Here is a 24115-nt window from a genome sequence, read left to right on the forward strand (position 1 = left end):
AGGATGGTCATATTTGCAATGCCCGGAGCGGCAGGCCGTCGGCATGATGGCATCGGTGCCAGTCAAAGCCAGTCAAGGAGCAGCATGACGAAGATCGCAGTCCTCGGAGCGGGAGCGTGGGGCACCACCTTCGGACAGGTGCTTGCGGACGCGGGCAACCAGGTGGTCATGTGGGCCATCGAGCCGCAAGTGGTGGATGCCATCAACGGCGACCACCGCAACCCGAAACGCGCCCCTACGATCGAGAGGCTGCCGGATGCCATGACCGCCAGCCTGGACCGCCGCGAAGCCGTGGAGGGCGCTGCAATCGTCGTCGTCGCCATAGCGGCGCAGCATGCGCGCGAAGCCCTGGAACCGTTCCGCCAGCTGATCGATCCTGAATCCGTAGTGGTCTCGCTGATGAAGGGCATCGAGCGAGACAGCGGCAAACGCATGGACCAGGTGGTCACCGAGGCCCTGGGGCTGCCCCAAGAGCGGTTCGCTGCGGTCTCCGGGCCCAACCTGAGCAAAGAAGTGGGGGCGCGCGAGCCGTCGGCCGCCGTCGTGGCCTGCACTGATGGGGAGGTGGCGCGGAAGGTGGCCGATGCCTGCGAGGCCCCCTACTTCAAGCCATTCGTCTCCACGGATGTGATCGGCCTGGAGATGTGCGGGTCGCTCAAGAACGTGACCGCGCTCGCGGTCGGCATGTCGCGTGGAGCCGGATACGGGGAGAACACCGCCGCCATGATCCAGGCCCGGGGGCTGGCCGAGATGACCGCCCTGGGCGAGGCGGCCGGCGCCCAGGCGAGGACCTTCGCCGGACTTGCCGGGGTGGGCGACCTGATCGCCACCTGCGCCTCCTCCCTGAGCCGCAATTACACCTTCGGCTTTAATCTCGGCCGGGGGATGAGCATAGAGGCAGCCACCCAGGCCAGCCAAGGCGTGGCCGAGGGCGTGCCGACCACGGACGCGGTGGTCGGCCTGGGCCGGCGGCTGGGTGTCCCGACGCCCCTGGCCTGCGCCATGAGCCACGTATTGGATCAGGGCTTGGATTGCGCGGGGATGATCGACGAACTCTTCGGCGGGCCGATCGGCGCCGAATAGGGCCGGCCCCCGCAATCGCAGGGTTGCCCGTGCGGCCCCTGAATCGGCGGGCGAAACCGTGGGTGGGGCGCCAACCCGCCGGTGGGCCATGCCCGGGCCTATCCTATCTGGTAAGTGAATGCCCCTGGGTAAGTGGTAAGCGGTAAAGGCGCATGTGCGCCGCCTGGGGCCCTGGGACAAGGAGCGGCGATCATCATGGTGAAGCAGCGGGTTGCGGTACTGTACGGGGGCCGGGCGGACGAGCACCCCATCTCCTGCGTCTCCGCGGCCGGGGTCCTGAACGCCATGGACCGGGACCGCTTCGACCCGCTGCCCATCGGCATCACCCGCGAAGGTCTCTGGATCGTCGGCGGCGATGATCCGCGTGGCTGGGACCTGGGCGGGTCGGATCTGCCGGAAGTGACCGTGACCGAGGCCAGTCGTCCGGTCTTGCTTGACATCGCCGAAGGGGCCGATGGCTTCTACGCAGGCGACCATGCTGACCTGGACAAGGGCCAATCCGGGCCATCCCGTCCGCCGTTGGTGGGTTCGGCGGCCGGCCGGGGCCAGTCCCTGGAATCCTTGGGGCACATCGATGCCGTCTTCCCCGTCCTACATGGGCCCTTCGGCGAGGATGGCACTGTCCAGGGCCTCCTGGAGATGATGGGCGTGCCTTACATCGGTTGCGGGGTGTTCGCCTCGGCGGTCTGCATGGACAAGCATTTCACGAAGATCGTGCTGCAGGCGGCCGGTATTCCCGTGGCGCCCGGCATCACCGTGGACGCCCGCACCCTGGCAGGCGGCGAATCCATAGAGGCTTCGGGCGACGAGTTGGTAGGGCTGGTGCGTGAGGCCGGTTTGCGTTACCCGGTCTTCGTCAAACCCTCCAGGGCCGGCTCCTCCTTCGGCGTGACCAAGGTGGAGGCGGAGAACGCGAAGGACCTTGCCCGTGCGCTCTTCGAGGCCTCCCGGCATGACTGGCGTGTACTGATTGAAGAGGGCATCCAGGCGCGTGAAATTGAATGCGCGGTCTTCGACCCGGTGGAGGGGGAGGGGCCGCAGACAGCCTGGCCTGGCGAAATCGTCCTCGACAGGCCGGCCGACGATGCCTTCTACGACTTCGACAGCAAGTACATGGACGCGGCGGCCTCCCATGTAGAGGTGCCCGCCAAGCTTCCCGAGGCGACGCTTGAGACTGTGCGCCAGACCGCCGCCCGCGCCTTCCGGGCGGTTGACGGCCGGGGTCTGAGCCGGGTGGACTGCTTTGTGCTGCCCGATGGACGGGTCATGGTCAACGAAATCAACACCATGCCCGGATTCACTCCCATCTCCATGTATCCCAAGGCCTGGGAGGCCACCGGCCTGTCGTACTCCGACCTCATCACCCAGCTGATCACCGGCATCCTGCGATAGGGCGTCCGCTCGCGGATTCGGGCCTGCCGCCGCACGCCCCGAGCTTTGTAAACGGGCCTGTACTGCGGCTTCCCTACCCGACCATGGTGGGGTCGGAGCTGGTGGCGGACACCAGGCTGGAACGGGTGCGGGTCAGGCGGGAGACGGCCAGTCCGATGCAGACGTAGGCCAGGGCAAAGAGGACAAGCAAGACCAGGGACGGCAGCCAGGAGTTGACCCGGTCAGGCCTCGCCGGCAGGCTCTGGCCGGGTGAGGGCACCCCCATGATGGCCGTGACCGCGCTGTTGTACCACCAGCCGGGGGTGAGCTTGCCGATGATCCGCATGGCAGGGGGGAGGGCCCCGGCGCCCGAAGCGCCGGAAGTGAACATGATCACCAGGCCGAAGATGATGCCGATCGTGTTGATGACCGATGGGGTCGGGTTGAACTGGGCGAGCATGAAGCCGAAGGCCGCTGCCGTACAGGTAAAGAGCAGCATGGCGGCGAAGCCAAGGGATACGCGCCCCCAACCGAAGGAGGCCAGCGGGGCGCCGACCGACTGCATGCTGGCCGCTATGACGGCAACATAATAGGCCCAGGAGATGAGGGCGAGAATCAGTCCGGCCAGGAGCTCCTGCCTGTTCAGGCTGCTGGTGGGCAAGGGCGAGGTCAGGATGCGCCGGTGGCGGTCGGGTGAGTTGAAGGCCGCGAAAAGGACGGCCACACAGACCGTGAGCGCCATCGTGAGCGGGTATGAGGCCAGGCCGAGCGTTACGGCGAACCCGGAGCCCAGCTGCCTGTCCTTGCGCTTGGGGTTGGCGTGAACCTTGATGCCGGGCTGATTGCTGTCATAGTGGGAGACCGCATAGGCCGCAGCGCGTTTGAGGGTGGCCGGGCCGACGGTGGCTGCGGCTGTGTCGGGCGGCTGCCGGCTTGGCCCCCCGGCAGTGAGGCCGGTCAGGGAGGCGGTGCGGACGGCGTCGAAGTAGGCATCCACCTGGAGCTGGGCCAGGCTGCCCCGGCTGGAGTTGAAGGAGGCGGTGGTTTCCACCTTGGGCAAGGTGGCAGTCCTGGTATGTTGGATGGTTTCGTTGAGATTTCCTATAAATTGTTGCCCGTAGCCTGCGGGGATTATGATCAACAAATCACTTTTTCCGGAGATATTCGCGTCTTGCAGGGCTCGGGGGTTGTCGTCAACCGACACCAATGCAGATGACTTTTGCAAGTATTTTTCCAGGCCCTGGCCCAGCTCGCGCCCTGCCTGGCTGCCACGGTCCCGGTTGATGACCGCTATATTCGCTTGGGCGGGCTCGAAGCGGCCCACTGAGCTGGAAGACTCGGCCTGTACGGCGGACTGCATATTCGCTGAGCCGGCGATGATCATGATGGCGCTCATGCCGACCAGGTAGACCAGGAAGTAGAATTTGTGCGCCCAGATGATGCGCAAGGCTGTTTTACAAGTACTCATAGCGTTGTTTCCTTAGGAGCAGGGCGGCTACGGCCAGGAAAACGGCGGACATGAGAGCCACGATGCCGCAGGTTGAGGCGAAGGGGGCGAGGCTGTCGTAGTAGACGATGTCGTAGAAGAGGTTGGACACCTGCTTGACCGGATTGACCAGATGCAGGATCGGCGCGTGCTCCTGGATGGCGTTGTTGAGGTCCATCGTGGAGCTGCCATAGAGGCCGATGAGGGTGCTCAGAGTGCAATCGATGCCCACGACAAGGCCAACCTTGGTTTCGGTGGGGATTTTGGGGATTGCACCCATCATAGTGCCGAACGAGGTGGTCATGAAGGTGCCCGCTGCGATGGCGAGGAGGGCTAGCGGGTCGCGGCCGCCGGTTTCCACGCCGCAGACGGTGCGAATGAAGATATAGGCGACCAGGAGGCTGACGGCGGAGAAGAGCCAGGAGGCCATGAAAGCGCCTGCGGCCTGCCGCCACTTGGGACTGGGCGAGCTGGCCCGCCGGGCACCCAGCGCGGAAAGGTTGGGCTGGGTCATGGTGATCATCGATGCCGCGGTGCTGGCTCCGATGAGACAGGCCATGCCCAATAGCGCGAAGAAGTAAGGGGCGGTCATCGAAGGATGGATGTGGGTCAGACTGATCCGCCGGGTGTATGTCTGCCCTCCTGAGCGGACCAGGGTCTGGAAGCCGGAGGAGGTCAGCAGCCGAGGGTCCTGCCGTGCCAGTGCGGCCGCAGTGGAGGAGGTCTGGTTGAAACGGCCGATGCCGGCCGACAGGATGGAGACCGCGATGCCTTCGGAGGCTGTGTTGTCGGCTTGGATGGCGGCTGCATCACGGTCGGATAGGACCATGTTGACCAGGCCATCTGAATCGGCGTAGAGGTAGCCGATGGCCTGGTCGTCGTCCAGTCGTCGGGCGGCTTCGGCCGTGGATGTCACACGCTTCGGCTTGAGCAGCTGCGGCGCGTCGTCGTTGGTGCCGGAGCTCGGTGCCCTCGATAGGGCGCAGACCAACCGGCCGGCGGCGGGGTTGGCCTGCCAGTTGGCATCCTCGACTATGGCGAAAGGCTGCGGAACGGCTGCGCGAGTGTCATCCAAATTGCCCAGGAGGCCCAGCATCAGAGAGGATAGGATGACCGGGAAGGCCAGGACCCAGAAGACATTCGAAGGATTGCGGATCGAGCCTTTGACGTTGATGAAGAATGAGTTCCACATGTGTGCTCCTTGGTAGAGGCTGAGCCCAGGGGGCTGCGCTCAATCGCGCAGTTCCTTGCCGGTCAGTTCGAGGAACACGTCGTTGAGGGACGGCGGTCGACTGGTCAGGTGGCCGTAATTGCTTCCGGAGGCTTCCAGGGTGGCCAGTACGTCCTGGAGGTTGTGTTCGCCCTGCCGGCAGCGCACCACCAGGTTCAGGCCGTCGTAGTCGGCGGACTGGGCCTGGGGGAGGGCGCGGATGCGGGCCAGTGTGTCTTCGCCAAGGTCCAGGGTCTCCACCGAGATGCGCTCGCCGGCCTCGACCATGCCCTTGAGTTCGTCTGCCGAGCCCAGTGCGATTCTGCGGCCGTGGTCCATGATCATAATCTGTGTGCAGATCTGCTCGACCTCCTCCATGTAGTGGCTGGTGTAGACCACGGTCGCGCCTTGGGCGTTCAGTCGTTCGATGCCCTCCAGGATGGCATTGCGGCTCTGGGGGTCCACAGCGACCGTGGGCTCGTCGAAGAAGATCAGATCGGGTTGGTGGGCGATGCCGCAGGCGATGTTGAGCCGGCGCAGGAGGCCGCCCGAGAGCTTGCCGGGGCGGAACCTGCGGAAGTCGGCCAGTCCCACGAAGTCAATCGCCTGTTCGACCATGTCCTTGCGGTCGGCTTTCCTCGGTACGTAGAGGGAGCAGAAGTAGTCGATGTTCTCCTGCACGCTCAGTTCGTTGAACACGGCCACGTTCTGCGGCACCACCCCGATCCGCCGCTTCAGGTCGTAGGCCGTGGGGCCCATCTCCTTGCCGAAGATGCGCACCGTGCCCGAGTCGAAGCTCAACAGGGCCAGGATGCAGTTGATGGTGGTGGTCTTGCCCGAGCCGTTCGGCCCCAGCAGACCGAAGACCTCCCCACGTTTGACCTCCAGGTCGAAGTGGTCCAGGGCCAGCATGTCCCCATACCGCTTGACCAAGCCGGTTACCGTAAGCGCTGATTCGAGAGTCCGTGCATCGTTCATGCCTCCATCATCCCAACCCTTTTTCCGCCGACACGGTGACCCCAGTCACCACTAGCCTTCCGACCCGGCCCCGACCGTTACATTTGTCACTGGAAGGGGCGGACTTGCGTGATTGCGCCTGATATGGCGTACAAATGATACAGATGGTCCGAACGAATCCATGGGTCTGGAAGGAGGTGGGGATGGAGCGGGTTGTGGGGCGTATGGGGCTGACCGGTGTCGGGGTCCTGTGTGGCGTTTGGGCAATCGGTGGTTTGGATGAAACGCTGGTGGCCGGGTTGCTGGCGGCGCTGGCGGCCGGCGCGTTGTGCGTATGGCTGTTCCCCCGTTGGTGGGCGATTGCGGGCGATGCCGCCATGGCGGTGGTCACCTTGTTCCTGCCTGCCTGGATGGTGTTTCTGCCTGCGGTCGCCTTCGACGCCGGTCTGGCGGCCGTCGACTTTTGCCGGCTGTCTGTGCGCTGGAGCCCCCGACCTCGGGTTGCCGACTCCGCCCCGCGCCGGGCCTGGTCGGTCCCCGCTCAGGGGGCGCGCGGTCCTGAGGGGCACCTGCCTCCTGCTCTTGCCCTGGCTGCCGCCCCGTCATTGGCCTGGCTCCTGCCCGCTTGCGCCGACTTGGTTCGCTTCACTGGTCTCTGGCGACGCTACGCCCTACTTGCCCTGCTCGCCTCGGCGCTGGCCGCCTACTCTGGCCTGGTCTACCGGCGCCTGGACCGTGCCCGCTCCCAGCTGTTGCATTCCGTCGGCCCCCATCGTTACACCGTGCGACAGTTGCGCAGCCGAATCAGCGAATTGGACGAGGAGCAGGCCCGGTCCGTGCGCACAGCCCGGCTGAGTGAGCGTACCCGCATCGCCCGCGAGATACATGACAATGTCGGTCATCTCTTGACCCGGGCTATCATGCAGGCCCAGGCCTTCCAGGTGGTGGCCCAGGCCCAGGGGGAGGAACGCGCCGCCGGCGATTTCGCTGATTTGGGTGCCACCTTGGACGAGGCCATGACCACCATCCGCCGGTCGGTCCACGATTTGGAGGACGAAGGCACGGATTTCTCCGCCCAGATCGAGGCTGCGGCCACCGTCCCTTCCGGCATGGCCTCCGGGGACTTGCGTGTGTCCGTGACGAACGACATCACCGCCGCGCCCGCGCCCGTGGCTCGCTGCTTCGCCACCGTCATCCGCGAGGCTCTGAGCAACACCATCAGGCACAGCGATGCCTCGACGGCCTCGGTGGTTTTACGTGACCATCCGGCCTTCTGGCAGTTGGTGGTCCAGGATGACGGCTCTGCCATCACCGACCAGGCCGGCACCGCCCGCGTTGGGAACGCAGGAACAGACGAGCGGCGGGCGCATGGGTTCCGTGCATTCGCAGGGGTGGTGGCTATGCCCTCCGATCCCGCCGAACGCTGGCGGGGGATGGGCCTGGCTGACATCGAGGCGCGGGCCAAGGCCCTGGGTGGCAGTGCCTTGACCGGGCCCTACGGGCGAGGCTGGCGGGTCTTCGTCTCCCTGCCAAAGGGGCCCTGGCGGGATAAACTGGCGGGCGAGGGTGCAGCCGAAGGCGAATCCAGTAAGGAGGCCGGCCGATGAAGGTCGCCATTGCCGATGATGATCCGATCGTCCGCTCCTCCCTGTCCACCATTCTTACGGCCACCGGGGCCGCCAGCGTACTGTGGACCGCCGGCGATGGCCAGGAGGCTCTGGATTGCTACCGGGCGGCGGACGGCAGGCCCGATGTGCTGCTGATCGATGTGCAGATGCCCGGCATGGACGGTCTTGCCGCCGCTGAGCGCATCATCGCGGCCGACCGGGATGCCCGCATCCTCTTTCTGACCACCTTCGCCGATCGGGGCTACATCTCGCACGCACTGAAACTGGGGGCGAAGGGCTATCTGATCAAGCAGGACGTCGCTTCGGTGGCTCCCGCCCTCCAGGCTGTGATGGCCGGCCAGGTGGTTCTGGGCTCCGAGGCACTGGCCCGGCTCCCCCTTGGCGGGCCGGATGGCGGGGGAGCCGTCGGGCCCGCGTCCGTAGGCGCTGGTTTGGGAGCTACAGGGGCCGGGGATGGAGCGGCCCGGGAGCCTGGATCCGGGATGCAGGCGAATTCGCCCAGGGAAACGCCCGCAGGGAAGTCGGTGGATACGGCCAAACGTGTCCCAGCCCGTTTCGCCGGTCTGACCGTCCGCGACCGCCAGATCGCCGCGCTGGTGGCCGACGGTTTGGATAACCGGGCCATAGCCGCCGAACTCCACCTGAGCGAAGGCACCGTGCGCAACCGCGTCTCGGCCATCCTCTCCAAGACGAACCTGTCCAACCGCACCCAATTGGCCGTGGAGTGGTTGGCGATTCAGTGACCGTTCAGTAGGCGCCCTGGTTGGAGAAAGTATTTTCTTACTATTTTTTTCATAATTTTCCCACATTGTTCCCAGGCTCGTTTCCTATCCTGACACTGGTGGCGGAATCGGGGGAATTCGCCACCCTTTCCATATCCAGGCCCCTGCGCTTGTGTCTCTTTCGTGTATGATGCATGCGCTGCCTGATGCATGTCTTTTTCGTTGCCGGGACTCATGGCGTATAACCCTATAGGTGGAATGCGAGGGGGGGGGGCGAGCATGCCCAGAACCGACAGAAGCAAGGCTGCATCCATCAAGGATGTGTCTGTGGCTGGTTTCAACGACCATCCGATCGCCAAGGTCTGGAACCCTCCTTTGACCACCATCGAGCAGGATTTCGACTCCGCCGGCCAGGAGGCCTTCGCCCTTTTGCCGGCCAAGATCGACGACCTGGTGGAGGGCTGCGGTCGCACCCCCCCCCCCCAGGACAGTCATGGTTAGCGCTAGCGTAAGCGCACTGGCAGTACGGAAACTACGCATTATCCTTCCAAACGGGTGTATTCGGCGCCCCAAGGGTGGCCGGTCCGCGAATAAAATCCTCGAATGGCTTGCGATGGGGCGGTGGGCGGCGGATTCGGTTCCCCAACCGGTCCGGGCGCGCCAGGGCCCACTTCTGCTCACCAACTCCAGCACCCGCCCGGAGCCCAGGTCGGCACCGGGCCGGGGATGTCCGCCAAACCCGGCTAGGCTTGAGGCATGGCAGAGCGGGAGCAGATGGGCAGCGGCAGCCGGCGTAGGCGGCGGCGGTGGGCGGCTGGACTGGCATTGTTTGCTGTGCTGCTGCTGGTGGGGTGGAGCGTGGCTTACTTGCCGCCGCCGCTCAACACCTGGGGGATGCGAGAGGAGTTCTCCGCCTCGCGCAAGTTCACACCGGAGCAGTTGCAGGGGGCGCGCGACGCCATTGTCAAGCAGGTGGACCACTACACCGGCTGCAGGATTACCCGCATCGTGTATGACGAGCAGATGTCGAATACCATGATCGCCTCGGAGCTTGAGATGGGGCCGAACAACAATATCTTCTATGACTACCCCCAGGCCAAGCCCAGTCAGCTGCTGGTCGCCACCGTCTACACCTACTGCAACGACTTCTCCGACGGTTCCATGGTGGGCGATTACAGCATGGCCCACTACCTGGCCTGCACTGACCGCTGCACCACCTGGCACTGGGTCACCGCCGGCAACGGCTGAGGGGCCCGGCTGGAAGCTGGCTATATCAGCATTGCTATACATAGCTGGCATCACTGTGGCCTGTTTGGGTACTCTTATTGGTATATTATATAAAAAAGAGCGTCGATTGAGGGAAGGAGGGTGGTGGTGAGTGATGATTATTGGGACTTGGCGCGGGTGTTTCATGCCGATCGGTCCGGGGACGCGCGGGCGCGGCATGAAGGAGAGGCCCGGCGGCGGGTGGAGGCAGATTCGAGCTTTCGGACCGGGGTGGTTACGGCCCTGGGGGAGCTCTTTACTGCCACACCACGGGTATTGAGCCTGAAACTGGGTGATTTGGCGCGGGCCGAGCGGCGGATTGCCGTGCTCTGGGAGGTCCTGCCCCAGACGGCGCGGGAGGAGTATCTGGCGCAGGCCGTGTCCCAGGAGCTGCTGGTGACCAACGCCATGGAAGGGGTCAAGAGCACCCGCAAGGAGACCGACCGGGCCGTGGAGTCCGTGCGGAACGGAGCGCTTCCCGGGGGAGGTACTGCTGGCAGCGCGAAACCGGTGCGTTTTGGCGAGTTCGCCCGGCTCTACCTGGCGCTGACCGACGGCACGGCGGCCCTGCCTCAATCCCTGGAGGACATCCGGCGGATCTACGATGCCGTCGCTGGCGGGGAAGTGGCGGAGGCTGACCGGCCGGACGGCGAGCTCTTCCGGGCGCACGCGGTCAGCGTCGAAGGACCGCGGGGGCCGGAGCACCAAGGCATGAGCGGGGAGTTGCGGATCGGGCAGGCCCTGACCCAGATGATGGCCATGGTCGCCAACCCCGGCATCCCCGGCCTGCAGTCGGCCATCATGGCCCACTTCGTGTTTGAGTACGTGCACCCCTTCTACGACGGCAACGGGCGGACCGGGCGCTACCTGCTGGCCCTGTACCTTAAGGACGAACTGACCCTGCCTACGATCCTGTCGCTCTCCCGGGTGATTGCCGAGTGTAAGAACAAGTACTACAAGGCCTTCCGGCAGGCGGAAGGCAAGCTCAACTGCGGGGAGCTGACCAGCTTCGTGCTCACCCTCCTGGACTTCATCGGCCAGGCTCAGGCCGAACTGATCGACCGCTTCGAGGCCCAGGCCGGCCAAATGGACCGGGCGGTTGGGCTGGGCCGGCAACTGGGGGAGGAGCATGGTCTGGCCAGACAGGCAGTCTCACTCCTGGAATTCCTGATGGAGGATTATGTGGCCGGTGGCCGCCGGGGGTTGACCCTGGACGATGCCTCGGCTCGGCTGGGGCTGGGCAAGCAGAGCGCCCGGGCCTACCTGGGCCAACTGGCTGACTCGGGCCTGGCCGAATACGCCGCCCGCAGGCCCCTGAGGGTCAGCCTTTCGGCGGACCTGGCCGAACGCCTGGACGAGTAGCTGACTCAGGCGGCCTGGCTGCCGGCGGTCAGCGCCGGATCCTGGACCAGGTAGGGCTCGCCGGAGAGGGCTCGGGTGGCGGCGTCCTGCATGGTGGCTGCGACCACACCCTTCTTGGCGAACATGATCACCTGACCGGATATGCCATAGGGTGAGAAGCCCTGGAACTGCACGATGGGCGGGTTGCCGGCCATCATCATGTGCCCGGTTGCGGCCTGCACGGCCTTGGTGATGGCCTTGGCGCAGCGGTCAAGGTCCTCGCCGCCTTTGACGGTGAACGCCACTGTCGCTACGGCCTCGCCGGCCGCCGGGATTTTCTCCAGGGCCGTGGTGTTCAGGACCGAATTCGGGATCCACATGGCGTTGCCGGCCCGGTCCTGCACGATCGTATGCCTCCAGGTGATGTCGGTGACTGTGCCGGTGATGCCCTGGATGGAGATGATGTCGCCTGGCTGGATCACTTTGCTCAGCATCAGGCCGAATCCGCCCACGATGTTGGCGATCGTGTCCTTGAGACCCAGGGATAGGGCCAGGCCGGATACGCCAAGGGCCGTGGCCACCGTGGTCGGGTTGATGCCGAAGACCGGTTGCAGCACGCAGGCGGCCGCGAAGATCCAGATGACCGCCTTGACGATGTTGACGAAAATGGACGCCGACGGAATCACCGTGCGCTCCAAGGTCCGTCGCATGATGACCGACACGAAACGGGAGGCCACCGCCGCGCACAGGACCACCACAATCAGCAGGAAAATGCGCCCCGAATTGTGCCGCAACCAGATTTCCGCCATATCGCCGACTTCTTCGGCCTTGCGGCCTGGGTCCGAACCCGCCGCCAGCAACCAATCCATCGCCACTCCCATCCCTACGCACGCCAACAGTCTCACCGATACACCGACACCAAGGCCTTATCCGGCGGCCACGGCCGGCAGGTCCTTGCCCATCCACACATGTGGGCAACCTTCATCCAGGCCGCGCTCACCGCACACTTCGTAGCCCTGCTTGCGGTAAAAACCCTCGGCCTGCTCCTGGGCGTGCAGGATGGCCCTGTGCCCGCCCAAGCGGACTATGGCCTCCTCGGTCGCTCGCAGGACAGCGGCGCCGACATGATGCCCCCGCCAGGCGCGCTCCACAGCCACCCTGCCAATCGTGTAGGTGCCGGCGGGGCCCGTCCGACCCTGGGACAGAGGCTCGCCGACCGGCCCGGAGGGGAAGAAGCGGGAGGCCGCAATGGCCTCGTCGGTCCCGGCGAAGGCCAGCAGGTGCCAGCTGAGCTGGTCGATGTCGTCGAACTCGTCGTGGAAACCCTGCTCGTCCACAAAAACGCGCTCGCGTACCCGGCGGGTCTGGTCGGGCAGGTGGTCGTAGGTGGTGAACCGCATGCTGCCTTCTCTCCGGCCCTCATAGGGCGCTCGTTCGTCGGGCCAACTGCTGCCGCTTATTCTAATCGGACCCCGGTCCGGCGGGCAGTGGACCGGACGGGCCCCGAGGCTAGGCTGGTGGGGGAAGGCACCGACCGACGAAGGAGCGCACATGCAGACCGACGCACAACCCACTCAGACCGGCGACGAGGGCGTGGACCGGCGCAGCGAGCGCGAGCGGATGCTGGCCGGCGAACTCTACAACGCCGCCGATCCGGAGTTGGGCGCCATGCGTGGCAAGGCCCACGAGCTCTGCCGTCGCTACAACGCCCTGCCCGAGTCCGCGGCCGACGAGCGCGAAGCCATCATGCGCGAGCTGGTGCCACAGATAGGCCAGGACAGCGAGATCCTGGGTCCTGTCTTCTTCGACTACGGCGTCTTCACCAGCTTCGGCGACCGGGTCTTCGCCAACTTCAACTTCACCGTACTTGACGTGTGCCCGGTCACCATTGGGGATGACGTGATGATTGGCCCCAACGTCTCCCTGATGACGCCCCTGCACCCCCTGCGCTTCCAGGAGCGCAACATGCGCCGGGCCGCCGACGGTTCCCTCTTCGATTACGAGTACGGCGCCCCCATCACCATCGGTTCGGGCTGCTGGCTGGCCGCCGGCGTGACCGTGACCGGCGGCGTCACGATCGGTGAGGGCAGTGTGATCGGCGCCGGTTCGGTCGTGACCCACGACATCCCGGCCCACTCCCTGGCCTTCGGAACACCCTGTAAGGTCATCCGGCCCATCACCGAATCCGACGCCATGGACCTGCCTCACCGCGTGCCGGAGCGGTAAGAGCAGTGCGTTTGCCGGTTGGGCATACCCGGAAAACGGCTGAAGGCCGCGGATGCAACCCCCGGTTGCGTTGGCGTGCGGTTGCGTTTTGGCCTTGCAACCGAAAGCTGGTGGCGGGCGGGTTCGCGCCCGGCGCACAATGGGCACGTCCTCGGTGGACAGCCGGGGGCCGATGACCGTTTCCAGGAATGAAATGAGGAAGCATGAGCTTCAGAACGAATCTGCACTGCCTACGCTCGCAGCGGCACATGACCCAGGAGCAGCTGGCCATGCTCGTGGGCGTCTCCCGCCAGGCGGTCTCCAAGTGGGAGTCGGAGAAGGCCTACCCGGAAATGGACAAGCTCTTGGCCATCTGCGACCTGTTTGGCTGCACCTTGGACGATCTGGTCCTGGGTGATGTGCGGGTGCCGGGATCGGGTGCCAAGAGCCAGGCCCAGGCCTGCCCGTCTGTGAATGCGACGGCTAGCGAGAAGGATGCCCGGCCTTCTGCCGGCGGTCAACCTATGCCGCCTGCGCAGTCCAATCGTCAGGCGGCTTCTCCCGCGGCGGCAGTTGCAGGGGCAGCCGTTGGACCAGCTGCCGGGCCTGAACCCGCTTCGATTGGCGGTGCGGCGGCGAGTCCTGCTTTCGGTTCCGGCCCAACCGTGGATGCCGCAGTGGCAGGCCCTGCTTTCGGGCACGACGTCACCGGATACGACGAGCTGAGGCGTTCGTATTCCTGGCATATTGGCGCGGGGTGTGCCGCGATTCTTCTGGGCGTTGCTGCGAATGTGGCGCTGGCTGGCAATGCTGCCGTGCCGGGCAGAATGACTGCCGCAACGGCTTGGGGGCTGTGCTGCCTGATGGTCGGCATCACGGCAGGACTGGCGCTTATCATCCCTGCGAACCTGCGCCATGCGGATTTTCGCAGGCAGCATCCATTTATCGAGGACTTCTACAGCCCCCAGGATCGCTCGGCTGCTACCCGCCAATTGGGCATAGGTTTGGCCGTGGGTATTGGTCTTATATTGCTGGGCGTGGCGCTTGGGGTGACGGGTCAAGAAGTCTGGCGGTGGTCCGGCGCTACGACAGGAGCCGCCATCGTAGCTGCCGTTGCCTGCGGCGTGTTGTTCATCGTAACCTGCGGCCTGCGGGCGAGCATGATCAAAATCGACGCTTATAACAGGGGGGCCGAGTTCGATGACAATGACGGCAAGGAGCCCCTGCCGGGCAAGTGGAAGGAGCTGGACCACGCGATTACCGGCACCATCATGAGCTTGGCCACCATTATCGCCTTCCTTATGCTCTTTACGGGCAACGCCACGAACTTCTTCGGGTTGCCCATCCCCTTCTGGCTCTTCTGGGTCATCGGGGGAGTGATTAGCGCAATCGTGAATTCAGTGCTGCGCGCCTGCATAGCGGTCCATCGCTGAAGCTTCAAACGATTGATGTCCTGATAGGCGCGGTGAGCGCAAGATCCGTCTCGGATGTGAAGAGAACGTGAAAGAATATCTTCTACCCAAAATAGTTTTGGGTAGAAGATATTCTGCTTATACAGCAGTTTGCAAGTAAGTGGACGAAAGCAGGAACGAAGGGGAGGTGCGCCGATGGGGTATGCGGACGAGGCGTTCGAGGAGCTCTCCCGACTGGCGGTGGAGCGCAGGAAGGTCTTGCCCGATCAGGTGGACCGATCCACCAGGGGAGAGGCGGGCGTCCTGCGTTCCCTGGAGAAATTCGGCGACCTGACCCCTTCCCAGCTGGCGCGGATGGCCCGGCTGAGTTCGGGCCGGGTCTCCTCCCTCCTGCGATCCCTGGAGGAAAAGGGGTTCATCTCCCGCCAGGCCGATGAACACGACCGCCGCAACGTGCATGTCTCCATTACCCCCGCCGGCTCGGCGCACAACCGCAAGGCCCGGAAGATGATGAAAGAGGACGTGTGCTGGGTCTTCGAGCAGATGGGGGAGGAGCAGACGCGCGAATTCATCCGCCTGTGCTGCCTCTTCGGGCGTTACGTGGCCCTGCGCTGTGAGGAGAGGATGGGGACCGGCAGCACGGTTTCCCCATAGAATACGGGCTCGGTGCACAGCCGGAAGCCATATGCCATGTATCGCATGAATGGGTGGATGGCCGTCGCTCTTCCCGGTCAGTGACAATGCCCGGAACCACTGCCGACGGCCTATCGAACCGCTTCGAGGCGCCAGGGCATCCGGGTTCGCAAAAACAGACTTCCGGCGGTAGCCATGGCCCCAGGGCCGGGCCATGCAGTCGGTCGAGCAAGAACGGGCGGTCCGCCGCCCACCAGCAGATAGCACAGAAGGAAAAGACGAGATGATACGAATCTGTCGATACCTGTCCAAGACGGAGCTGGCCCAGCTGGTGCTGGTCGTCGCCTTCGTCGTCGCGCAGGTGTGGCTGGACCTCAAACTGCCGGACTATATGGCCGACATCACCCGCCAGGTGGAGACGCCGGGCAGCCAGATGGGCGAGATCTGGAAGGCCGGCGGCAAGATGCTCCTGGTATCCTTCCTCTCCCTGCTGTGCGCGGTGCTCACCTCCTACTTCGCGGTGCGCGTGGCCTCGTCATTCTCCCGGCATCTGCGCTCGCTGGAGTTCGCCAAGGTGGAATCCTTCTCCACCGCCGAGCTGGGCCGCTTCTCCACGGCCTCGCTGATCACGCGCTCCACCAACGACGTGACCCAGGTGCAGATGTTCATCGTGATGGGCCTGATGATGCTGATCAAGGCTCCGATCATGGCCGTCTGGGCTGTCTGCAAGATCGCGGGCAAGGGCTTCGACTGGACCCTGGCCACCGGCATCGCCGTCGCCATCCTGCTGGTCGTCGTCGGCCTGCTCATGCTCTACGTCATGCCCAAGTTCAAGCGCATGCAGACCTTGACCGACAACATCAACCAGGTGGCCCGTGAGAACCTGACCGGCCTGCGGGTCGTGCGCGCCTACAACGCCGAAGACTACCAGGAGGACAAGTTCACCGCCGCCAACGACGAGCTGACCGGCACCCAGCTGTCCACCACCCGCGCCATGGCCGTGATGATGCCGATGATGAACACGATCATGAACGGCCTGATGCTGGCCGTCTACTGGATCGGCGCCTACCTGATCTCGGCCGCCGGCTTCCGCGACCGCATCACCCTGTTCGGCAACATGGTGGTCTTCTCCTCGTACGCGGTGCAGGTCATCATGAGCTTCCTGCTGATGAGCATGGTCTTCGTCCTGTGGCCCCGCGCCGACGTCTCCGCCCACCGCATCATGGAGGTCCTGGACACCAAGCCCTCCGTCACCGACGGCAAGGAAAGCGCCGGCAAGCCGGGCGAGGTCGGCGAGGTCGCTTTCCGCGATGTCTCCTTCACCTACCCCGGCGCCGCGGCCCCCATCCTGGAGCACGTGGACTTCTCGGTTGGGCGCGGCCAGACCGTGGCCTTCATCGGCTCCACCGGCTCCGGCAAATCCACCCTGATCAACCTGGTGCCCCGATTCGCCGACGTGTCCGCCGGGCAGGTGCTGGTGGACGGCGTGGACGTGCGCGACTACCAGGTGAAGGCCCTGCGCGACAAGATCGGCTATGTGCCCCAGCGGTCCTTCATGTTCCGCGGCACGGTCGAGTCGAACGTGGCTTACGGCGACCTGGCCGAGGGCATGCCGGAGGAGGAGAAGCTGGAGCGGGTGGAGCAGGCCGCGACCGTGGCCCAGGCGGACGAGTTCGTCTCCGGTATGCCCGACACCTACCGGGCGGCCATCTCCCAGGGCGGCTCCAACGTGTCCGGCGGGCAGAAGCAGCGCCTCTCCATCGCCCGGGCCCTGTGGCGCAAGCCCGAGATCCTGATCTTCGACGACTCCTTCTCCGCGCTCGACTTCAAGACCGACCGCCAGGTGCGCGACGCCATCAAGCGGGAAATGAAGGGCACCACCACCATGATCGTGGCCCAGCGCATCGGCACCATCATGGACGCCGACCAGATCATCGTGCTCGACCAGGGCAAGGTGGTCGGCAAGGGCAGCCACCGGGAGCTGCTCAAGTCCTGCGAGGTCTACCAGCAGATCGCCAAGAGCCAGCTGACCGAAAAGGAGCTGGCCGCGTGAACCGGCCGCATGGTTCGCTGTGTGGGCAGTCAGTCTTAACGACGTTTACAAGGAGTTTGAAAGCACGATGAGTACAGCACAAGGTTCGACGGTCGCCAAGCCGTCCAGGGGCGGACACGGCCCCATGCGCGGGCCGGTCGAGAAGCCCGAGAGCTTCGGCCAGGCCATGAAGCAGCTGGGGCGCTTCTCCAAGCGTTACATCCCGGCTGTGATTGTGGCCTTCATCTTCGGCGCGGTGGGCGCGGCCTGCCAGATCATAGGGCCCGACTGGCTCAAGAAGGTCACCGACGCCATCGCCAAGGGCATGCCGGCCATCGTGCACGGCCGCCCGGTCCTGGGCTCCATCGACCTGGCTTACGTGGAGCGCATCTGCTTCGTCCTGGTCGGGCTCTACGTGGGATACGCCCTGTTGACATACGTGCAATCCTGGATCATGGCCACCATCACCCAGCGCACGGCCCAGGGCCTGCGCGAGGCGATCTCCACGAAGATCAACCGCCTGCCGCTCAAGTACTTCGACAAGGTCTCCTACGGCGACGTGCTCTCCCGCATCACCAACGATGTGGACGCCATCGGCCAGACCCTGGGGCAGAGCCTGGGCTCCCTGGTCATCTCCATCACCACCTTCGTGGGCTCGCTGATCATGATGTTCGCCAACGATGTGATCATGACCGTGGTGGCCATCGGCTCCGCGGTGATCGGCGCCATCCTGATGGTGGTCATCATGCGCTTCTCCCAGAAGTACTTCGTCCGCCAGCAGATCGCCCTGAGCGACGTGAACGGCCATGTGGAGGAGAAGTACTCGGGCCACGTGATCGTCAAGGCCTACTCGGGCGAGAAGGACTCGATCAAGGAGTTCGAGCGCTACAACGCCGACCTCTACGATTCGGGCTGGAAGTCCCAGTTCCTCTCCTCGCTGATGATGCCGCTGATGAACTTCGTGGGCAACTTCGGCTATGTGGCCGTGTGCGTGGTGGGAGCCTCCCTGGCCTTGAACGGCAAGATCTCCTTCGGCGTGATCGTGGCCTTCATGATGTACATCCGCCTGTTCACCCAGCCCCTGAGCCAGTTCGCCCAGGCCTTCCAGAACCTGCAGCGCACCGCGGCCGCCTCCGAGCGTGTCTTCGGCTTCCTGGACGAGGAGGAGATGTCCGACGAGTCCGGCAAGCAGGCCCTGCTGGGAGGGGACGGCCAGCCGGTCAAGGGCCGCGTGGACTTCGATCATGTCACCTTCTCTTACGACGGCAAGCACCCGGTGATCCACGACTTCACCGCCTACGCCAAGCCCGGGCAGAAGGTGGCCCTGGTGGGCCCGACCGGAGCCGGCAAGACCACCATGGTCAACCTGCTCATGCGCTTCTACGAGCTGGATTCCGGCGACATCCGCATCGACGGGGTCTCCACCAAGGACCTGCCCCGCTGGAACGTGCACGACCAGTTCGCCATGGTCCTGCAGGACACCTGGGTCTTCCGCGGCACGGTCAAGGAGAACATCATCTATGCCAAGGAAGGGGTCTCCGACGAGCAGGTGGTCGCCGCCTGCAAAGCCGTGGGGCTCGACCGCTTCATCCGAACCCTGCCCCAGGGCTATGACACGGTGCTGACCGATGACAACGCACTCTCCCAGGGGCAGAAGCAGCTGATGACCATCGCCCGTGCCATGGTCCAGGACGCCCCCATCCTGATCCTGGACGAAGCCACCTCGTCCGTGGACACCCGGACCGAGGAGCTGATCCAAAAGGCCATGGACGCCCTGACCGTGGGCCGCACCTCCTTCGTGATCGCCCACCGCCTCTCCACCATCCGCGACGCCGACCTGATCCTGGTCATGAACCACGGTCGGATCATCGAGCGCGGCACCCACGAGGAGCTGCTGGATCAGAACGGTTTCTACGCCGACCTGTACAACAGCCAGTTCGCTTCGGCAGAGCTCCTGGCCTGAGGCAACCTGCATTCGACTTCGATACCAAAGGGTCGGAGGTGCTGGTGGAAGGGGGCCGATGTAACCTTTCAAAAGGCTGAGATTTTTGGAGTCTACAGTTTCCGGAATAAGTTGGATAGGGTTGGGTAGGCATGCAGCGAAAGGGCAAGAGCCGTTCGGTGTCGATAGTTGATGTGGCGCGTATGGCAGGCGTTTCCCATCAGACGGTCTCTAGGGTGTTGAATAGGCCGGAGAGCGTACGTCCGGCGACCCTGGCAGCTGTGGAGCAAGCTATTGCGAGTACCGGCTACCATCGCAATGAAAATGCTCGGGCATTGAAGAGTGCGGCTTCAAATTGCATAGGCATTCTCACGCCTGATACGAATGAGTATGGCCCCAGCCGGATACTCTGGGAGGTGGAGAAAGCTGCATCTGAGCAGGGGTTCTTTGTGAAGACGGCTCTACTGCGCAACACGCATAGCTACGATGTGAGTAGATCGGTCGACAAGCTGCTTGGTTTCGATATCGCGGCCATTGTCATCATCGCCACCGAGACGTGGGTCGAATCCGCAGTGCAGGCTGTTGTGGATCTGCCTATTGTGAGCATCGGTTCTTCCCGTGTTAACACTCCGGGTATAGCCGTGGTCGATGTCGACCAGAAGTTGGGTGTGCGCATGGTATTGGACCATCTGGTCTGTCAGGGGGCGGGGCGGGTTGATCATATCGCTGGGCCCAAGGGTTGGTATTCTTCGGAGGAACGGCTGGAAGGATGGTTGGATGCTGAGGCACGGCACCATTTGACTGCTGGACGCCTGTATCGGGGGGATTGGAGCGAAGCATCAGGATATGCGGCGGGGTGTGAATTGGCGCTGGACCTGCCCGATGCGGTATTTGCTGCCAATGATCAGATGGCCATGGGGCTGGTAAGGGCCTTGTATGAGAAGGGGATCAGTGTTCCGTCCAAGGTCTTGGTGGCGGGCTTTGACGATGTCACCATGTGTTCATATACGATTCCGGCGTTGACTAGCCTGCGGCAGGATTTTTCGCTCATAGGTCGGCAGGCTGTTTCTTGTGTCATGTCCATGGTGGCCGGGTCTTCCGCCACTCGGTTCTTAAGCCGGCCGCAGCTGATTGTGCGTGAATCAACTAGGCATGGTTGATAAAGCCGGTTCAGGTTGTATGCTTGCCAGAATTGACAGTCAATGTGAACGTACATACTATGTTGTTGTCGGTTCAGCAACGGCGTGAGAACCTTTGCGGCAATCATCAAATTCAAAAAGCCGGCTCGATTGTATAGTACAAAGTGAACGTTCACTTAAAAGGAGCAGGTCGATGAAGACACGCGATCATATATTGTTCGGCGCGGCATATTACGACGAATACCAGCCTACAACCAATCTCGACGAGGATATGCGGCTCATGCGTGAGGCGAATATGAACCTAATCCGTGTGGGTGAGGGCAGCTGGTCGCACTGGGAGCCTGAGGACGGTAAGTTCAGTCTGGACTGGTTGCAGCCGGTCCTAGACAAAGCGCAGGAGAATGGTATTCAGGCAATTATCGGCATGCCCACCTTTGCCATTCCGCAGTGGGTGGTAAGGAAGTACCCGGAGATTGCGATTACTGACGGGACAGATAACGTCCTGCCTTTCGGCGGTCGCGAAGAGCACAGTTACAGTCACCCCGTCTTCCGTTTTCTGGCCTCACGGATGATGAGGAAGATCGTAGAGCGCTATTCCAATCACCCTGCTGTCATTGGCTGGCAGCTGCATAATGAGCCCGGACTGCACCTGAACTACTCGCGTGACGCGTTCGAAGGCTTCAAGGACTACCTGCGTCACCGGTATGGTTCAGTAGAGCGACTGAATAAGGAGTGGGGGCTGGCTTACTGGTCCCATGAGCTTTCGACATGGGATGATCTCTGGCAACCGCAGGGCAATGCCCAGCCGCAGTACGATATCGAATGGAGACGCTATCAGGCACAGCTGACCGATGAGATGCTGACATGGCAGAGGGAACTCATTCAGGCGCATTGTCGTCCGGATCAGTTCATTACGGTCAATTTTGCGCTCGGACGTGAGGCCGTGGACGAGGGAACGGCCTCTAGGCAACTGGACATTGCGGGTTCCGACCCCTATTACCGCATGCAGGATGGGCTCAAATACCCTGATTTTGACCCTGCAGCCGGCGCTTGGTATGCAAGTGGCCCCTGGTCCTTAGCACTGATGGCGGACCGTACCTACTCGTTGAAGCAGGAACCCTTCTTCGTGCTCGAAACAGATGGGGGGCCGGTAGGAGGATCCGCCGACAACCGGCCGGGTTATCACGGCCAATGGCGGCAAGCTGCTTGGCAGTTCATCTCACGCGGCGCCGACCTGATTGAATACTGGCACTGGCAGCAACTCCACTATGGGACTGAGACCTACTGGGGCGGCATCCTGCCGCATGACCGGAACCCAGGCCGTGTATATGAAGAAATAGCGCAGCTGGGTGCTGAACTCAGCCGGTCGGGCAGCAGGGTCACGGATTTGACACCAGACGCTGATGTGGCGATTCTGTATTCGGTAAATTCGCGTTGGGGATTGTCCTATGAGCCATACATGTCCGCCGATGGAACCGCTGACCCCCATATGGTGCGTAACCCGAAGGCATATGATCATTTGCTTGAGGCATTTTACCAAGGGGCTTATGCGGCGAGACGTCAGGTGCGGATGGTCCAAGATATCCAATTGGTGGATGCAGGCACCGGAGAAACGGTCGTGGATCCTGAGAGCTTCGCCGCAAAGAACCCTGTATTTGTCGTAGCTGGCATGTACATATCCACAGAGGCGATGTTGACCTGGCTGAAGCATTACGTTTTGGCGGGCGGCCATCTGATTCTGGGGCCTCGCTCTACTTACGCCGACTGGCTTGCCAGACCCAGGTTGGATATCAAGCCCTCTCAAATCAGTGATATGGCTAAGGTGTCCTACCAGGAGTTTTCGAACATCAGTGCACCGTTGTCCGTCGCATCGGTTGACAGTGACTTCGAGCTCCGTAATGGGGCTGCGGCTACTGAGTGGGTGGACTGTCTGCGCAGCGAAGGAGCGCGGATTCTTGCCAGGAACAGTCATCCTCACTTTGCTCAATTCCCGCTGATAACTACGGAGAACGTTGACAAAGGCCGGTTGACGGTCGTGGGCACGGTTCCTAATACAGAACTTGCCGCGTCGATTTTTGACTACGCGCTTCCGAGCAATCCATGGGCTTACCTGCCCGAAAGTGTGACACATTCTTCTGCCGTCAATAGTAGTGGGTATAGGATTCATTTCCTCTTCAACTGGGATTGGCAGGAACAAGAAGTTCGTCTGCCTGTCAAGTGCGCCGAGCTGAATGGTGCCACCAATGTCGGCACTGTTGAGCTTGGTGCTTGGGACGTGGCTGTCTTGCAGGAATTGGGTGAACCTCATGACATGCGGGCAAACAATAATGAGGTGGCAGCATGACGCATCGTAATCCCCAAGCCAACGCATTCAGTTATAATAGCGATTCAGTGGGTCTGGCAGAACACCCGAGCTGGGTCACCCCTACTGATGATCAACAACTCAAGATTCCAGTGAGGACAGGCGTGGCGCTTGCTATCGGTGTCCTGCTGTGGTTAGGTCCTTATTTGGGTTTGGTTGGCGTTTTGGTGCCCCAGCAAGTTGCCCGGATTGATCCCGCTCACAAGACCGCGGACATTGCGCTCATGTCTACGGTTGCCATGATTGTCTCAACAATTGCGAACGTCATCGAGGGAGGTCTGTCGGACCGTACGCGTTCGCGCTGGGGTCGGCGCACACCATGGATTGTCGCCGGCTCTGTCGGCACATTCGTTTGCATGCTCTTCTGGGCTCAATGCACCCAGGTGTGGCAAGTGGTGCTTTCGGACTCGGTCTATATGATTTTCCTCAATATGATTGTTGCACCCCTGATTGCAGTCATTGCGGACAGAACTTCGCCCAAATACCGTGGGACAATCTCGTCTGTGTATGCGCTAGGGAACTCTGCGGGGCAATATGGTGGACAGATGCTGGCCTCCTTCTTCCTGCCCATACCAAAGACGGGGTTCGTCGTAATGGCGGTCATGTCACTCCTTTCAGGACCTGTTGCCGCGCTGATCCTGCGTGAACAGTCCACGAAGGGGATGTCAGTGCCAAAGGTCACTCTGCGCACTTTCTCCGACAACTTTGTCTTTCCGACCAAGCATGTCCGTGACTATTACCTGGCGCTCTTTGGCAAGCTGTGTATGCAGACTGCCTCATTTGCGATTTCGGGCTACCAGTTATATATCCTGACAGACTACATCCTGCTTAAGGGTAAGACCTTGCAGGGTTACGTTTCTGCAATCTCAATGATTATGATGGTTACGGCCATAGTATTGTGCATAGTGGCTGGTCCTGTTTCTGACAAGTTGAAGATGCGTAAGATGCCAGTTATCGTTTCGGGTATTCTGATTGCACTCGGCTCGTATGTCCCCTACCTGACGCATGAGCCCTATATCATGCTGGTTTACGCACTGATCGTCGGCATCGGCATGGGCATGTTCAACTCCGTGGACCAGGCGCTGAACATCGAGGTGCTCCCGGACCCGCGCACTGCCGCGAAGGATTTGGGCATACTCAACATCGCAAATAATGGTGGGCAGGTGTTCGGGCCAATCTTCTCCGCCGCCGTCATTCAATATTTCGGCTATCGTGGAATCTTTCCGTTGGCCGCAGGCTTGGCCCTCATGGGCGTAATCCTGGTCTTCTTTATCCGCAAGGTCAGATAGGAGCCATGGCTGGTATGGCGGTGAGTTAGCACTGCCT

20 protein-coding genes are annotated in these 24115 nt (G+C 62.8%); 15 read left to right on the forward strand and 5 right to left on the reverse strand.

The features are described from left to right. The first annotated feature begins 84 nt into the window (after nt 1–84). Nucleotides 85–1083: an NAD(P)H-dependent glycerol-3-phosphate dehydrogenase gene (locus CRD59_RS01390; protein ID WP_113852826.1), complete on the forward strand. Its 999-nt coding sequence runs from the start codon at nt 85–87 to the stop codon at nt 1081–1083. 195 nt (nt 1084–1278) lie between these two features. Further along, entirely contained in the window at nt 1279–2475 is a 1197-nt protein-coding gene (locus CRD59_RS01395; protein ID WP_113852827.1) for a D-alanine--D-alanine ligase family protein, read from the forward strand. 73 nt (nt 2476–2548) lie between these two features. On the opposite strand, the gene CRD59_RS01400 is transcribed toward CRD59_RS01395, so the two are convergent. From CRD59_RS01400 to CRD59_RS01410, 3 genes are read right to left on the reverse strand one after another with little or no spacing between them, the layout of a single operon-like run. Then, the gene (locus CRD59_RS01400) at nt 2549–3922 is read right to left on the reverse strand and encodes an ABC transporter permease (RefSeq protein WP_113852828.1); all 1374 of its coding nucleotides are present in this window, start codon (nt 3920–3922) and stop codon (nt 2549–2551) included. Then, nucleotides 3909–5132 (reverse strand): ABC transporter permease, encoded by a 1224-nt coding sequence (locus tag CRD59_RS01405; protein ID WP_113852829.1) that lies wholly within the window; start codon nt 5130–5132, stop codon nt 3909–3911. Before CRD59_RS01405 ends, CRD59_RS01400 begins: the two co-directional genes overlap by 14 nt. A 39-nt stretch (nt 5133–5171) precedes the next feature. Further along, nucleotides 5172–6128 carry an ABC transporter ATP-binding protein gene (locus CRD59_RS01410; RefSeq protein WP_113852830.1) on the reverse strand — a complete coding sequence of 319 codons (957 nt, stop codon included), beginning with the start codon at nt 6126–6128 and terminating at the stop codon, nt 5172–5174. Nucleotides 6129–6271: 143 nt separating this feature from the next. Between CRD59_RS01410 and CRD59_RS01415 the strand changes: the two genes are divergently transcribed. From CRD59_RS01415 to CRD59_RS01435, 5 genes are all read left to right on the forward strand, one after another. Further along, nucleotides 6272–7714, forward strand: coding sequence for a sensor histidine kinase (locus CRD59_RS01415; RefSeq protein WP_236632655.1), 1443 nt, complete (start codon nt 6272–6274; stop codon nt 7712–7714). Then, nucleotides 7711–8478, forward strand: coding sequence for a response regulator transcription factor (locus tag CRD59_RS01420; protein ID WP_113852831.1), 768 nt, complete (start codon nt 7711–7713; stop codon nt 8476–8478). Before CRD59_RS01415 ends, CRD59_RS01420 begins: the two co-directional genes overlap by 4 nt. Nucleotides 8479–8736: 258 nt before the next feature. Further along, entirely contained in the window at nt 8737–8958 is a 222-nt protein-coding gene (locus tag CRD59_RS01425; protein WP_236632656.1) for a substrate-binding domain-containing protein, read from the forward strand. Between the two features lie 255 nt (nt 8959–9213). After that, on the forward strand, nt 9214–9705 hold the full coding sequence (locus CRD59_RS01430; protein WP_113852833.1) for a hypothetical protein: 492 nt from the start codon (nt 9214–9216) through the stop codon (nt 9703–9705). 126 nt (nt 9706–9831) lie between these two features. Beyond that, nucleotides 9832–11085 carry a Fic family protein gene (locus tag CRD59_RS01435; RefSeq protein WP_113852977.1) on the forward strand — a complete coding sequence of 418 codons (1254 nt, stop codon included), beginning with the start codon at nt 9832–9834 and terminating at the stop codon, nt 11083–11085. 5 nt (nt 11086–11090) lie between these two features. Here the strand turns inward: CRD59_RS01435 and CRD59_RS01440 are convergent, their stop codons facing one another. Both CRD59_RS01440 and CRD59_RS01445 read right to left on the reverse strand, forming a co-directional pair. Continuing rightward, complete coding sequence (locus CRD59_RS01440) at nt 11091–11873, reverse strand: mechanosensitive ion channel family protein (RefSeq protein ID WP_113852978.1); 783 nt, start codon at nt 11871–11873, stop codon at nt 11091–11093. Between the two features lie 117 nt (nt 11874–11990). Continuing rightward, nucleotides 11991–12464, reverse strand: a complete 474-nt coding sequence (locus tag CRD59_RS01445) for a GNAT family N-acetyltransferase (protein ID WP_161522248.1) — start codon at nt 12462–12464, stop codon at nt 11991–11993. 151 nt (nt 12465–12615) lie between these two features. Between CRD59_RS01445 and CRD59_RS01450 the strand changes: the two genes are divergently transcribed. The 8 genes from CRD59_RS01450 (at nt 12616) to CRD59_RS01485 (ending at nt 24078) form a co-directional block, all read left to right on the forward strand. Next, entirely contained in the window at nt 12616–13290 is a 675-nt protein-coding gene (locus CRD59_RS01450; protein WP_236632657.1) for a sugar O-acetyltransferase, read from the forward strand. Nucleotides 13291–13493: 203 nt separating this feature from the next. Beyond that, nucleotides 13494–14702: a helix-turn-helix transcriptional regulator gene (locus tag CRD59_RS08335; RefSeq protein ID WP_236632658.1), complete on the forward strand. Its 1209-nt coding sequence runs from the start codon at nt 13494–13496 to the stop codon at nt 14700–14702. 174 nt (nt 14703–14876) lie between these two features. Beyond that, nucleotides 14877–15335, forward strand: a complete 459-nt coding sequence (locus tag CRD59_RS01460; RefSeq protein WP_113852835.1) for a MarR family winged helix-turn-helix transcriptional regulator — start codon at nt 14877–14879, stop codon at nt 15333–15335. Between the two features lie 262 nt (nt 15336–15597). Then, nucleotides 15598–17367, forward strand: coding sequence for an ABC transporter ATP-binding protein (locus CRD59_RS01465; RefSeq protein ID WP_113852836.1), 1770 nt, complete (start codon nt 15598–15600; stop codon nt 17365–17367). 124 nt (nt 17368–17491) lie between these two features. Then, on the forward strand, nt 17492–19309 hold the full coding sequence (locus tag CRD59_RS01470) for an ABC transporter ATP-binding protein (protein WP_113852980.1): 1818 nt from the start codon (nt 17492–17494) through the stop codon (nt 19307–19309). Between the two features lie 131 nt (nt 19310–19440). Beyond that, a complete protein-coding gene (locus CRD59_RS01475; RefSeq protein WP_113852837.1) occupies nt 19441–20448 on the forward strand; it encodes a LacI family DNA-binding transcriptional regulator in 1008 nt (335 codons plus the stop codon). Nucleotides 20449–20620: 172 nt separating this feature from the next. After that, entirely contained in the window at nt 20621–22771 is a 2151-nt protein-coding gene (locus CRD59_RS01480; protein WP_113852838.1) for a beta-galactosidase, read from the forward strand. After that, nucleotides 22768–24078, forward strand: a complete 1311-nt coding sequence (locus CRD59_RS01485) for an MFS transporter (RefSeq protein ID WP_113852839.1) — start codon at nt 22768–22770, stop codon at nt 24076–24078. The genes CRD59_RS01480 and CRD59_RS01485 overlap by 4 nt, the downstream gene beginning before the upstream one ends. Nucleotides 24079–24115 lie beyond the last annotated feature (37 nt).

It is taken from the genome of Bifidobacterium xylocopae (genome assembly GCF_003315615.1).
GTDB lineage: Bacteria > Actinomycetota > Actinomycetes > Actinomycetales > Bifidobacteriaceae > Bombiscardovia > Bombiscardovia xylocopae.

Excerpts from the sequence above, each read along its gene's own strand:
- CRD59_RS01400 (WP_113852828.1), bottom strand. The coding sequence starts at position 3,922 with ATGAGTACTTGTAAAACAGCCTTGCGCATCATCTGGGCGCACAAATTC.
- CRD59_RS01405 (WP_113852829.1), bottom strand. The coding sequence starts at position 5,132 with ATGTGGAACTCATTCTTCATCAACGTCAAAGGCTCGATCCGCAATCCT.
- CRD59_RS01425 (WP_236632656.1), top strand. The coding sequence starts at position 8,737 with ATGCCCAGAACCGACAGAAGCAAGGCTGCATCCATCAAGGATGTGTCT.
- CRD59_RS01440 (WP_113852978.1), bottom strand. The coding sequence starts at position 11,873 with ATGGCGGAAATCTGGTTGCGGCACAATTCGGGGCGCATTTTCCTGCTG.
- CRD59_RS01465 (WP_113852836.1), top strand. The coding sequence starts at position 15,598 with ATGATACGAATCTGTCGATACCTGTCCAAGACGGAGCTGGCCCAGCTG.
- CRD59_RS08335 (WP_236632658.1), top strand. The coding sequence starts at position 13,494 with ATGAGCTTCAGAACGAATCTGCACTGCCTACGCTCGCAGCGGCACATG.
- CRD59_RS01430 (WP_113852833.1), top strand. The coding sequence starts at position 9,214 with ATGGCAGAGCGGGAGCAGATGGGCAGCGGCAGCCGGCGTAGGCGGCGG.
- CRD59_RS01395 (WP_113852827.1), top strand. The coding sequence starts at position 1,279 with ATGGTGAAGCAGCGGGTTGCGGTACTGTACGGGGGCCGGGCGGACGAG.
- CRD59_RS01485 (WP_113852839.1), top strand. The coding sequence starts at position 22,768 with ATGACGCATCGTAATCCCCAAGCCAACGCATTCAGTTATAATAGCGAT.
- CRD59_RS01420 (WP_113852831.1), top strand. The coding sequence starts at position 7,711 with ATGAAGGTCGCCATTGCCGATGATGATCCGATCGTCCGCTCCTCCCTG.
- CRD59_RS01480 (WP_113852838.1), top strand. The coding sequence starts at position 20,621 with ATGAAGACACGCGATCATATATTGTTCGGCGCGGCATATTACGACGAA.
- CRD59_RS01470 (WP_113852980.1), top strand. The coding sequence starts at position 17,492 with ATGCGCGGGCCGGTCGAGAAGCCCGAGAGCTTCGGCCAGGCCATGAAG.
- CRD59_RS01450 (WP_236632657.1), top strand. The coding sequence starts at position 12,616 with ATGCAGACCGACGCACAACCCACTCAGACCGGCGACGAGGGCGTGGAC.
- CRD59_RS01390 (WP_113852826.1), top strand. The coding sequence starts at position 85 with ATGACGAAGATCGCAGTCCTCGGAGCGGGAGCGTGGGGCACCACCTTC.
- CRD59_RS01415 (WP_236632655.1), top strand. The coding sequence starts at position 6,272 with ATGGTCCGAACGAATCCATGGGTCTGGAAGGAGGTGGGGATGGAGCGG.
- CRD59_RS01410 (WP_113852830.1), bottom strand. The coding sequence starts at position 6,128 with ATGAACGATGCACGGACTCTCGAATCAGCGCTTACGGTAACCGGCTTG.
- CRD59_RS01460 (WP_113852835.1), top strand. The coding sequence starts at position 14,877 with ATGGGGTATGCGGACGAGGCGTTCGAGGAGCTCTCCCGACTGGCGGTG.
- CRD59_RS01445 (WP_161522248.1), bottom strand. The coding sequence starts at position 12,464 with ATGCGGTTCACCACCTACGACCACCTGCCCGACCAGACCCGCCGGGTA.
- CRD59_RS01475 (WP_113852837.1), top strand. The coding sequence starts at position 19,441 with ATGCAGCGAAAGGGCAAGAGCCGTTCGGTGTCGATAGTTGATGTGGCG.